1 protein-coding gene is annotated in these 245 nt (G+C 62.0%); it reads right to left on the bottom strand.

Going from position 1 to position 245, the window contains the following annotated elements; all coding sequences use genetic code 11:
• Positions 1–15 precede the first annotated feature (15 nt).
• Positions 16–245 (bottom strand): hypothetical protein (locus RMT89_RS44895; RefSeq protein WP_315889509.1); only part of this gene is annotated, 230 nt, incomplete at its 5' end.

Here is a 245-nt window from a genome sequence, read left to right on the forward strand (position 1 = left end):
GCCTCGTCAACGTGCTTACCCACCTGGAAACGACACAGCCGCAACGCACTGAGTGATCCTCCGCAAAAAGCCTTCGTCCATCTCCAGCAGCAGTCGCGACAATCCCCCCCCTTCCTTTTCAGCGGTTCGCTCGAGCCGGCTGCGCCTCACCGCTGCAAGCCCTTGCAGGCCCTCGCAGGCCCAAAGAATGACGTGACCCATAGCGTCCGCAAGGGCTTTCGTGCCCATGCCTTCAGGTGTCAGGG

The sequence above is a fragment of the Streptomyces sp. P17 genome (assembly GCF_032436805.1).
Classification (GTDB): domain Bacteria; phylum Actinomycetota; class Actinomycetes; order Streptomycetales; family Streptomycetaceae; genus Streptomyces.